Consider the following 10,875-nt stretch of genomic DNA (forward strand, 5'->3'; position numbering starts at 1 on the left):
CCGTCAGGAACTGAATAGTTCCCGCTACGGAGGGCCGGTCACTCCCAGGCGGCCCTGCTGATTGGACCTCCAGTGGGATAGAGCCGTGGCATGAGCCGAGTAGTTTGGCCTCGATGCCTCACTCAGGAAATCTGAGCTCGCTGATCTCAGCCAGATCGATTCCATAGCGGGCGTACACCTTAACCGTGTTCTCACCGGTGAGCTCATCCTCAGAGATGCCCAACGCCTCGGCAACCTGGACGACATGCTCCCGAGACTGCCCCTCGATCTCGAGATATGGCGGGATCAACGGCCACCAGTCGATCTCTAGTTCAGCACCGTCAAGCTCGAAGCTGGCCCGCCGATTCTCCTGATACGACTTCGCATGGAACCCGATCCGACCCAATAACTCGTTGGTGACCTCGAAGTCGCTGACCACCACCTCGGTCTCCGTCGTCCCTTCGATCCCGTCGTGTGCAATCTCCTTCACGGTCAACGTCACCGCCGTACCGTCATCCCGCAGCCGAATCCATCGCGACTCGTCTCCCACCCTGATGTCGTACACGTACCGTCGCATCAGCCGGTCGCCCACCCGCCGACCACCCAGGCGGAGGATCCGATCCGCAAGTTCATCCGGTTCGACGTCCAACATCTTGGCCTCGAACTCGATCGGCATCTCAGCTCTCTCCCTCGGCCCCGTACTTCGTCGCAAGCTTCCGAAACTCCGCCTCCCGCAACGAGAGAATCTCATCGCGGAGGTCACTGCGAACAAACTCTTCCACAGGAAGGCACAGATCCATGCGCTGGATACAAACACCGACCTGGAACCCGCCGTCGCGATCGCGATAGAGCCTGACGCCGTAGTACCCCTCTTCGCAATCGGTGCCATTGTTGAAACGACAGCCAGTACAGCTCTCGGGCAGGCGCACAGGACGGATCTGCTTGAAGTACACGACTCTGCCCGACGGCAACCGGTACGCCGTTCTCCAGCCAGACGCACCCGCAGTCACGCTGATGCCGATAGGTACTGCCTTTAGATCCACAAGGAGCTTGTGAATAGCGTCGATCGACACCTCGCCGTCGTCCAACGAGTTGAGCAGTCGCACTGATATGAACGGCGAGTACTCCGTGAGCAGCCGATGCACGCGAGGAACGTGACTCGCGTTCGGCACAACGATGTTCGCACTCACCCCAATGCCGTGATTGATCGCCACTTGAATTGCGTCCTGCAGAGCTTGGATCTTCCGCTCCGCGCGTAGCGCGTTGGCATACTTGCCATGTTGCACTTGGGCGAGCTCGCCGGCCGTGGTTCCGAAGATGGAGAAGTTGACTCGCTCCAGGCCGGCCTCGCCGCAGGCAGGAAGTACCCGTGCACCGTTCTCGCCGTTGGATGTCGCGCAAATCTTGTATCCGGTGCTAACACCGAGTGCCACCACCTCAGCCAACCTCGGATGCAGCGTCGGCTCGCCGCCGGTGAGGTGCAACTCGTCCACGAGCAAGGCGTCTCGAAGCATTCTCAAGGTCGTGGCCAGGCTGTCGTCCGGAGCGACGGTCGCCGGCAGGAATCTGGCACCATTCGTTCTCAGATAGATGGAGACCCGGCCCGAACGTCCTGCAGAGGTTAACTCGGTGAGCGGTCGGCCGAGGTTGTCCGCGGCAACCGGAGTGCCTTCGTTGTGGCAGAAGGTGCAAGTCATGCCACATGCGTCGATGACCTTCAGCCGCAGCGTTCGGTCGACCGACAAGCGGACAGGTAGGCCCGACCTCGGATGCGAGCCGAGGACTGACGCCTGTCCCTCTCTCCACGCGGCAGACGGATATCTGGTGTTCATGGGTGGTCGCTCCCCAGGGTTGGCGCGGTTGTTGCGATTCGTGTGAGCTGTGGAAAGCAGGACGGACACGGGCGACAGGGCGCCGGCATGTCCGCCCCGCTGCTCAGTGGATGCGGCTTGTGAACAGGAGCGGGTGACCAGTGATCTGTTCAAGAAACACCTGCCACTCATGCGGTCTGCCGAGCGGAATGAAGTGTCCGCGAGAGGGCACCGCCACTGCCGCTCCGCCGTCGTGGAAAGCCGCTGCAACCTCAATGAGCGCCTGCATCGCTTGGCCGGAGCCAGCCTCTTCGATGAAGAGAGGCCCGAGACGGTAACCGCCTCCAGTCGCCACTCGGTCCGCAGCCTCATGAATCTCGACAACATCACGCAACCTGCTGGCAAGGTGCTCCTGGGCATAGCAGTAGAGCGTGCGCTTCACACTGAGGTGCGGGGCCACTGAGTGGGTCACCGCACTCCACGATGCCGATGCGCCGTTTCCACTGCGCGAGCATGAACGAGTCGGCAGCCCAAGCGGGTGATCACCGTCTGGCCAGGACGCCTGGCTCACATAGATCGTCACGAAACGACCGTACGAAATGTGACGACTGCTACACCATACGAATCCGAGTGACTGATAGGGGAGATCGGCAAGCGAAACGGGAGTTGCTTTCGCTGTGTCGGATTCCTGCCGTACCCGACCAGCACCAAAATGCGAGGTTGTGGAAAAGTGAAGGGGCCGAACGATGCGAACTGCTCACATCGTCCGGCCCCTTAACGATTGCCCTCCGTTAGCCTGGGTCGGGTCACACTCGGCAATTGGCGATCACCCTTCCTTCTCAGTAGGCGATCAGCGTGGCAATCAGGGCGCTGGAGTCGCGCGGGCTGAGCGCCCGGGCACGCAGGTGATCGAACACCAAGCCGTACCGATCGATCTCGGCCTCCAACTCCAAGAAGATGTCTCCGGCCAAGCTCTCCACGTAGATGATGTCAGGCGCTACGGCCCCGAAGTTGAGCCGCACAAAGGCACCGGTCATCCCCGGGTAGGCTCCCTTGTCGAAGGGAACCACCTGAAGCGTGATGTTGGGTCGCTCGCTCATTTCCAGTAGTCGGCCGAGCTGAGCCCGCATGACAGCGCGGCCGCCGACTTCCCTTCGAAGCGCCGCTTCATCGACGACCGCCCAGAACTCCAGCGGATCTCGCCCTTCCCTCTTCCGCGCCAGTACGACCTGACGTTCCATCCTCGTCTGCACGTTCCGCTCGATCGTGTCGGTGTCCATCGGCAAGCCATCGACCAGCGTCGCCCGAGCGTACTCTTCGGTCTGTAGAAGACCCGGAACGAACAGTGACTCGTAGTTGTGTGCGGCCTTCGCATCCGACTCGAAGCTGATGTAGGCGGCATAGCCTTGCGGAACAACGTCCTTGTACTGGCGAAGCCACCCGGGCTGCTTCGCACCTCTGGTCAGTTCGATGAGCTCAAGGCGGCGCGACTCGGCGACGCCGTACAGGTCGAACAGGGTCTCCAACGTGCCGTTGTGCGGCTTGGCCTGGCCCTTCTCGATGCGCCACAGCGTCCCCTGGTTGACACCGGTCTGTTCCTGCACCTGCTCGCGCGTCAGCTTGGCCTCGGCACGAAATGCCTTCAGCTCGGACGCGAGGCGGCGAAGCCGTACGGTCGGAGGGCCAGACGGTCTCGGCATTTCCCACAACCTCTCGTTTTTGACTCCGCAACGGTGCGAATTCGGACCAAGTTGGTCTGCTCATCGACGACAAATCTGTCCTGACAGGACTGTCTGCACACCAAGATTCGCATGGTACAAGAATCATTACGCTCCGTACGGTCTCTCATGAGCAGGCGACACCGTTACGACGATGGACAGATCAACGGATGGCGGGCTGACTCTGACCAGTAGCCGAGACCTGGACTAGCTCACCGTCCTCCGTCAAGAGCACCGATGACCGCTGAGCAGGTCGGGCGTTTGCGCTAAATCAGTCAGGCGTTGGCTGCGATCCAGTCGAGGAGTGGGGCGGTGGCCCGCCAGTCCCGGCGGATCTGCTCGGCCAGCTCGGCGGTGTGGATGATCGGCTCGAAGCCGTACGACTTGTTCACGCTCATCGACTTGTGCCGGAGCAGATCGATCCGCGGATGACCGGCGTCGTACCCGCGAGGTGTCGTCTTGAGCTTCTCACCACCAAGCTCCCACCCCTCCGCCTGCAGAGCGAGGAGCAGTTTCTCCAGCTGCTTGCCCCGCCGGTCCTCGTCGATCGCCGTCCGGATCCGGGCCAGCCGATCACCGGAGGCCTCGTAGAAGCCAGCTCCGACCCGCACGCCGGGCGCCGACAGCTGGACGTAATACCCGGTGGACGGCCCGAGGTCGATGAACGCACCCTGCGCGATCTTGTACGGCGTCTTGTCCTTCGCGAACCGGACATCGCGGTACGGCCGGAAGAGCTTGGCCGCCCCGAACTCCGGCTCCAGCTCCGCCAGCAACGCGACCATCGGCGCCTTCACCGACTCCTCGTAGACGTGCTTGTTCGCCGTCCAGAAGGTCTTGCTGTTGTCCATCTCGAGATCGTCGTAGAAGTCCAGCGCTGCCGCCGGGAAGCCGGTGAAACTCATACGGCCACCATAGTTCGCCGCACTACTGTGGCCACATGCGGATCGTCGTGATCGGAGGCACCGGACACATCGGCAGCTACCTGGTGCCGGAGTTGGTGCTGGCCGGCCATCAAGTCATCGTGCTCAGCCGCGGTGAGCGTACGCCGTACCGGGCAAGCTCCGCCTGGCGACGCGTCGAGCTGATCACCGTCGACCGGGACGCCGAGGACGCCGCGGGCGCCTTCGGCGAGCGGATCCGCGCGCTCGACGCCGAGGTGGTGATCGATCTGATCTGCTTCACCGAGGCCAGTGCCCGGCAGCTCGGTGAGGCACTGCGCGGCCAGGTGCGCCACCTCCTCCACTGCGGCACGATCTGGGTCCACGGTCCAAGCACCCTCGTGCCGACACCGGAAGAAGCGCTGACCGAACCATTCGGCGACTACGGCATCGCCAAGGCCGCGATAGCGCAGTACCTGCTCGGCCGCGACGGCCTGCCCGCCACCGTCGTCCATCCCGGACACATCAGCGGCCCCGGCTGGGCCCCGGTCAATCCGGCCGGAAACCTCGACCTCGGCGTCTTCGAAACCATTGCCAACGGCAACGAGCTCGCCCTGCCCAACCTCGGACTGGAGACGGTCCAGCACGTTCATGCCGCCGACGTCGCCGGCGTCTTCCTCGCCGCGATGGCGAACCGCTCGGTCGCCGTCGGCGAGAGTTTCCACGCCGTGGCCGCCGGCGCGATGACGTTGCGCGGGTACGCAGAGGGTGTCGCACGTTGGTTCGGCCAGGAGTCACGGCTGACCTATCTGCCGTGGGACGAGTGGCGCAGGACCGTCTCGGAGCGCGATGCGGAGATCACGCTGGATCACCTCAGTCACAGCCCGCACTGCTCGATGGAGAAGGCCGCTCGCCTGCTCGGCTTCACTCCTTCGTACTCCGCCCTCGGCGCGACCCTCGACGCGCTCGGCTGGCTCGTCGCCAACGGCCAGCTCACTCTCGACCGGCCGGCCGACTAGTACGAATTGCAACAACGTGCAATTTTCCGGCAGGAGCGAGATCCGGCTCTACGGTGGAAGCTTCACCGAGAGAACGGATCGACTTCATGCGCGCCATCCAGGTCAGCCAGTACGGCGGGCCCGAGGTCCTCGTCCCGATCGAGCTTCCCGCGCCTGTGCCGGCCGCGGACCAGTTGCTGATCGAGGTCGGCGCCGCCGGAGTGAACTACGCCGACACCCATCGCACCGACGGCTCCTACACGACCATCACCGAGCTGCCCTTCGTCCCCGGTTCCGAGGTCGTCGGCCGCAGTACTGACGGCCGCCGCGTCCTCGCGACCACCTTCGACGGCGGCGGGTACGCCGAACTCGCGGTGGTCGCCGCAGCCGACGCGGTCGACGTCCCCGGCAAGGTAGGCGACGGCGAAGCCCTCGCTCTGTTGGTGCAAGGACTCACCGCCTGGCACCTGCTCCGCAACAGCGCTCGCCTGTCGCGCGGCGAATCCGTCGTGGTGAACGCAGCGGCCGGCGGCGTCGGTTCGCTGGCCGTGCAGCTCGCCCGGCACTTCGGCGCCGGCCGGGTCATCGCAGTCGCCTCGACCGAGGAGAAGCGCAAGCTGGCCGTCTCGCTCGGCGCGGACGTCGCCGTCGACAGCGACCCGGAGGGGTACGCCGCCAGGGTCATCGCGGCGAACGATGATCGCCCGGTGGACGTAGTACTGGAGTCGGCCGGTGGCGCGACCTTCAACGCGGCGCTCGGCGCACTGGCCGGATTCGGCCGGCTGGTCACCTTCGGCAACGCGGCTCGCGAGGGACGCCGCCCGCTGATCGACCCGGCGCTGCTCGCCGACCACAACCTCACCATCGCCGGCTTCTGGCTTCGCCCGGCCCTCAAGCTCCCCGGCGGCTTCCGCGAACCGCTCGCCGAGCTGTTCGATCTGGTTGCCAAAGGCAAGCTTCACCCGGTCGTCACGGAGTACGCGCTCGCCGACGCCCGCGCCGCCCACGAAGACCTGCTCACCCGCCGCACCACCGGCAAACTGGTACTCCGCCCGTAGGACCGCCCGGACCGCGACCGGGCGGTCCTACGCGCGGTCAGCCCAGTTCGCTGAAGAAAGCACGAATATCAGCCACCAGCAGCTCGGGTTGCTCCAGCGCTGCGAAATGACCGCCGCTCGGGTACGACGTCCAGCGGACGATGTTGTTCGTCGCCGCCGCGATGTGCCGCAGCGGGATGAAGTTCTCCTGAGCGAAGTCGGCGAGCGCGGTCGGCGTCCGCGACGGCTCGATCGGCTGACCGTAGTACGGGGCATGAGCGCGCTCGTAGTAGATCCGCGCCGCCGAGCCGGCCGTCCGGGTGAACCAGTACAGCGACACGTTGGTTAGCAGGTGATCGCGATCAATTGGCCCGTCCGACCACTCCTCGAACTTCTCGGCGATCCACGCCAACTGACCGACCGGCGAATCGGTCAGCGCGTAGGCAAGCGTCTGCGGCCGGGTGCTCTGCAGTTCGGCGTACCCCTGGCGCTCCTTGCTCCAACTCTGGAACCGCCGCCACGACGCCCAGGCCCGCTCGCGCTCCGCCGGCTCCAGCTGCGCCAATTCTTCGTCAGTCGGCTCCGTGGTCGCACCCGACCCCGGAATCAGGTTGAGGTGAACCCCGATCACCCGCTCCGGGTGGATCCGCCCCAGCTCCCGCGAGATCCAAGCACCCCAGTCACCACCCTGTACGCCGTACTGGTCGTACCCCAGCCGCTCCATCAGCTCAGCAAACGCTCTCGCGACCCGCTTGCCTTCCCACCCCGTCTCGCGCGTCGGCCCGGACAGCGTGAACCCCGGAATGCTCGGCATCACCAGATGGAACGCCGCCGCTGGATCGCCGCCATGCGCCCGAGGATCGGTCAGCGGGCCTGCGATCGCTTGGAACTCGACGATCGACCCCGGCCATCCGTGCGTGATGAGCAACGGAGTCGCATCCGGCTCCGGCGACCGCAGGTGCGCGAAATGCACGCGGGTCCCGTCGATCGTGGTGGTGAACTGCTCCCACTGATTGAGCTCCGCCTCGGCCTTGCGCCAGTCGTATTCATTCCGCCAGTACTGCGCGAGCTCTTGCAGATAGTCGCGCGGTACGCCGTACGCCCAGCCGACCCCAGGCAACTCATCCGGCCAACGCGTCTGATCGAGCCGCGTATGCAGTTCGTCCAACTCGGACTGCGGGATATCCACCCGAAACTCATCGATGCTCACAGCGACACCCTCCCCCACCGATCTCCCCGATGCACGCCAATATCCCCGCCCGCCAATCAACCGCCCGCGACGTTCGCCGGCCGTCCGCGCGCTTTGCGCTGCACGGAGTCTGCTCGACCGCCCGCGACGTGCGCTGCGCTCTCCCCGCGCTTTGCGCTGCACGTGGTCTGAGCTGCCATCGGCGAAAGGCAGGACGTGCGGGCTTGAGCTGGACGCAGGTGGTGCATGCAGGTGGCGGGGACGCAGGTGGCGCCCGCAGGTGGCGCCCGCAGATGGTGAACGCGGCTGGTGAACGGAGAGTCAGCGGGTGCGGGTGCGGGTGTGGCTGGCGCGGTGGCTGGATGGGGAGATCCCGTAGTGCTGTACAAACGCCTGGCGTAGTACCTCGGCCAAAGCGAATCCACAATTCCGAGCAACGGCGGCGGTCGGCAGATCCGTCGAGATCGACACCCGAGCGACCGCTCCGTCCGAGTGAGTCGGATCACTCGGCCTGACAGCGTCCATGCGCCGCTGATCCTCGAGCTGAAGATACTGACCGCGCGGCACCCGTCCGCGAACCTGCGGGCTCAGCTGATCCTGGCTCTGCACCGCAGCGGCCGCCAGGCGGAGGCACTGGCCGCCTACCGCGCGATCGACCGCCTGCTCGCCGACCAGTTGGCGATCCGGCCTTGTCAGGAGCTGCAGGAGCTCCACCTGTCCATCCTGTTGGGTGAGCCGTCCCCCGCGAGGCGGATGTGCGAGCGGAGCTGGTCGGTGCAAGATCGAGGCGACCCGGTACGCCGTACGCTCGCTGAGGAGACCCACCGATGACGACCTCCACCGCTGTGACGTGGGAGCTGGACGGGATCACGATGCAGGGCACCGTCGTCCGGCCTGACGGCGACGGGCCTTTCCCGGCTGTTGTGCTCGTGGCCGGGAGCGGGCCGACCGATCGGGACTGGTGTTCGCCGCTGATGCCGGGGACGAACGGATCGGCGCGGCTGTTCGCGGAGGCGTTTGCCGGGGCGGGGATCGCTTCGCTGCGGTACGACAAGCGGGCTTCGGGGCCGCAGGCAATGGAGAACGTCGGCAAGCTCATCGGCCAGCTGAGCATGGGGTCGCATCTCGACGAGTTGGTGGCAGCGGTCGGCGTACTGGCTGCTGAGGAATTCGTCGGGCCGATCGTTGCGCTGGGCAATAGTGAGGGAACGTTGCACGTACTCCGCTATGCCACCAGCGCGCAGGACGTACCTCTCGCCGGAATCGTGCTCGCCGCTCCGCCGGGCCGCCCGGTCGGCGAGGTCCTGCTCTCGCAACTTGCGGCACAGGCAGCGCAGATCCCCGACGGCTCCGCGTTGATGATTTCGGTGCGCGAGGCAACCGAGCGGTACACGGCGGGGCAGCCGATGGAGCTCGACGCGAGTCTGCCGGAGGCCGTGCGGCTGACGCTGGGCAGCTTCGAGAACCCCGCCAACCTCCCGCTGGCCCGCGAACTGTGGACCGAGTCGGCCGTCGATCGGCTGCCACAGGTCGAGGTTCCGGCGCTCGTGCTGATCGGCGGGAAGGACGTGCAGATCGACGTACGGGCTGATGGGGATCGTTTGCAGGCGGCCGCTGCCGGGATGGACAACGTGACCTTCGCGTTCCCGCCGGACGCGAACCATGTCTTCAAGGAGGACACCCGCGCGCTCAAGGAGATCGCCGCGGCGCCGGGCACGGGGTACAACGAGGACGGGACCCGGCTCGATCCCGAGGCGCTCGAGCTGATTCTGGGCTGGCTCAGCCTGGTCTTCTCAAGCAGTGGATCGAGCGGCACTGACTAACGCCGAGGTTTTCAGCGAGAGTGCAAGGACCCGCAACCTCCAGGAGCAGACATGGCACGCAGTCCGATCGACATCACTCTTCCCGACCTGTCCGGCCGGCGCGCTGTCGTCACCGGGGCGAGCGACGGGATGGGCCTCGGCATCGCGACACGCCTGGCGGGCGCCGGCGCGGAGGTCATCCTGCCGGTCCGCAATCCGAGCAAGGGGGAGGCCGCTCTCGCGACGATCCGTCAGCAAGTCCCTGACGCGAAGGTGTCACTCCGTACCCTCGACCTGTCCTCCCTCGACTCCGTCGCCGCGCTGGGCAAAACCCTGCTGGCGGAGGATCAGCCCATCAACCTGCTGATCAATAACGCGGGTGTGATGACCCCACCCGCCCGGCAAACCACCGCCGACGGGTACGAACTGCAATTCGGTACTAACTACCTAGGCCACTTCGCCCTAGTAGCCCACCTGCTACCACTGCTCCGCGCCGGCCACGCCCGGGTGACCTCCCAACTCAGCATCTCGGCGAACCAGGGCGCCATCAACTGGGACGACCTGAACTGGGAACGCAGCTACGACGGCATGAAGGCGTACAGCCAATCGAAGATCGCCTTCGGCCTCTTCGGTCTGGAACTCAACCGCCGCAGCGAAGCAGGCAACTGGGGCATCACCAGCAACCTGTCCCACCCCGGCATCGCCCCCACCAGCCTCCTCGCCGCCCGGCCGGAACTCGGCCGCTCTCAGGACACGCTTGGTGTTCGTCTGATCCGGATGCTTTCGGCCCGCGGGATTCTCGTGGGGACAGTCCGGACTGCGCAGCTTCCTGCTCTGTACGCCGCTACCTCCCCCGATGCCAAGGCCGGTGGGTTCTATGGGCCGAGCGGGCTCGGGCATCTCGGCGGCAGGCCGGCGGAGCAGAAGCTGTACTCCCGCCTTCGTAGTACTGACGAGGCTCGTCGCATCTGGGACGTCTCCGAGGAGCTCACCAGCATCAGCTTCCCGAGCTAGCAGGTCGGGCGCGGAGGATGTTGCCGGAGACCGGGTGCGAGAGCAACTCCTACTGGAGACCTGGCGCCCGGGGATGCGGCCGAACCTGATCAACCTGCCGGCCGACTGCCCGTTAGCCTGACTAGCTCCTGCGTATCCTGCGGTTCAGATCACCTGCACCGCAAAGCGCGGAGCCAGCTCAGCAAACGCCGCGGGCGGTCCCACGGGAGCCGCAGCAGCTTCTGCTGACCAGCGTCGGCGGAACTCCTGCTGGAGAACGGCGCCGGAGCCGCCCCTGCTGTAACCACAGCTCAGACCACCTGCACCGCAAAGCGCGGGGCCAGCTCAGCAAACGCCGCGGGCGGTTACGCGGAAGCCGCAGCAGCTTCTGCTGACCAGCGTCGGCGGAACTCCTGCTGGAGAACGGCGCCGGAGCCGCCCCTGCTGTAACCACAGCTCAGACCACCTGA

11 protein-coding genes are annotated in these 10,875 nt (G+C 65.6%); 5 read left to right on the top strand and 6 right to left on the bottom strand.

The genetic code is table 11. The features are described 5' to 3' along the window. Positions 1-118: 118 nt before the first annotated feature. The 5 genes from AB0P21_RS10350 to AB0P21_RS10370 all read right to left on the bottom strand — a co-directional run bounded on the left by AB0P21_RS10350 (position 119) and on the right by AB0P21_RS10370 (position 4,410). Positions 119-655, bottom strand: coding sequence for a CYTH domain-containing protein (locus AB0P21_RS10350; RefSeq protein ID WP_363695416.1), 537 nt, complete (start codon positions 653-655; stop codon positions 119-121). 1 nt (position 656) lies between these two features. After that, positions 657-1,724 (bottom strand): radical SAM protein, encoded by a 1,068-nt coding sequence (locus AB0P21_RS10355; RefSeq protein WP_363695418.1) that lies wholly within the window; start codon positions 1,722-1,724, stop codon positions 657-659. 190 nt (positions 1,725-1,914) lie between these two features. Then, entirely contained in the window at positions 1,915-2,373 is a 459-nt protein-coding gene (locus AB0P21_RS10360) for a hypothetical protein (RefSeq protein WP_363695420.1), read from the bottom strand. A gap of 256 nt (positions 2,374-2,629) precedes the next feature. Further along, entirely contained in the window at positions 2,630-3,490 is an 861-nt protein-coding gene (locus AB0P21_RS10365; RefSeq protein ID WP_363695421.1) for a helix-turn-helix transcriptional regulator, read from the bottom strand. A 293-nt stretch (positions 3,491-3,783) separates the two neighbouring features. After that, entirely contained in the window at positions 3,784-4,410 is a 627-nt protein-coding gene (locus AB0P21_RS10370; RefSeq protein ID WP_363695423.1) for a DUF2461 domain-containing protein, read from the bottom strand. 35 nt (positions 4,411-4,445) lie between these two features. On the opposite strand from AB0P21_RS10370, the gene AB0P21_RS10375 reads away from it, so the two are divergent. Together AB0P21_RS10375 and AB0P21_RS10380 are read left to right on the top strand one after the other, a co-directional pair. Further along, positions 4,446-5,405, top strand: coding sequence for an NAD-dependent epimerase/dehydratase family protein (locus AB0P21_RS10375; protein WP_363695425.1), 960 nt, complete (start codon positions 4,446-4,448; stop codon positions 5,403-5,405). Positions 5,406-5,491: 86 nt separating this feature from the next. Then, the gene (locus tag AB0P21_RS10380; RefSeq protein ID WP_363695427.1) at positions 5,492-6,442 is read left to right on the top strand and encodes a zinc-binding dehydrogenase; all 951 of its coding nucleotides are present in this window, start codon (positions 5,492-5,494) and stop codon (positions 6,440-6,442) included. 37 nt (positions 6,443-6,479) lie between these two features. Here the strand turns inward: AB0P21_RS10380 and AB0P21_RS10385 are convergent, their stop codons facing one another. Then, positions 6,480-7,631 carry an epoxide hydrolase family protein gene (locus tag AB0P21_RS10385; RefSeq protein WP_363695428.1) on the bottom strand — a complete coding sequence of 384 codons (1,152 nt, stop codon included), beginning with the start codon at positions 7,629-7,631 and terminating at the stop codon, positions 6,480-6,482. 471 nt (positions 7,632-8,102) lie between these two features. Between AB0P21_RS10385 and AB0P21_RS10390 the strand changes: the two genes are divergently transcribed. From AB0P21_RS10390 to AB0P21_RS10400, 3 genes are read left to right on the top strand one after another with little or no spacing between them, the layout of a single operon-like run. Further along, entirely contained in the window at positions 8,103-8,441 is a 339-nt protein-coding gene (locus AB0P21_RS10390) for a BTAD domain-containing putative transcriptional regulator (RefSeq protein WP_363695429.1), read from the top strand. After that, positions 8,438-9,433 (top strand): alpha/beta fold hydrolase, encoded by a 996-nt coding sequence (locus AB0P21_RS10395; RefSeq protein ID WP_363695430.1) that lies wholly within the window; start codon positions 8,438-8,440, stop codon positions 9,431-9,433. The genes AB0P21_RS10390 and AB0P21_RS10395 overlap by 4 nt, the downstream gene beginning before the upstream one ends. Before the next feature lie 51 nt (positions 9,434-9,484). Continuing rightward, positions 9,485-10,426: an SDR family oxidoreductase gene (locus AB0P21_RS10400; RefSeq protein ID WP_363695432.1), complete on the top strand. Its 942-nt coding sequence runs from the start codon at positions 9,485-9,487 to the stop codon at positions 10,424-10,426. Positions 10,427-10,875 lie beyond the last annotated feature (449 nt).

Source organism: Kribbella sp. NPDC056861 (assembly GCF_040687575.1).
Taxonomy (GTDB): domain Bacteria; phylum Actinomycetota; class Actinomycetes; order Propionibacteriales; family Kribbellaceae; genus Kribbella.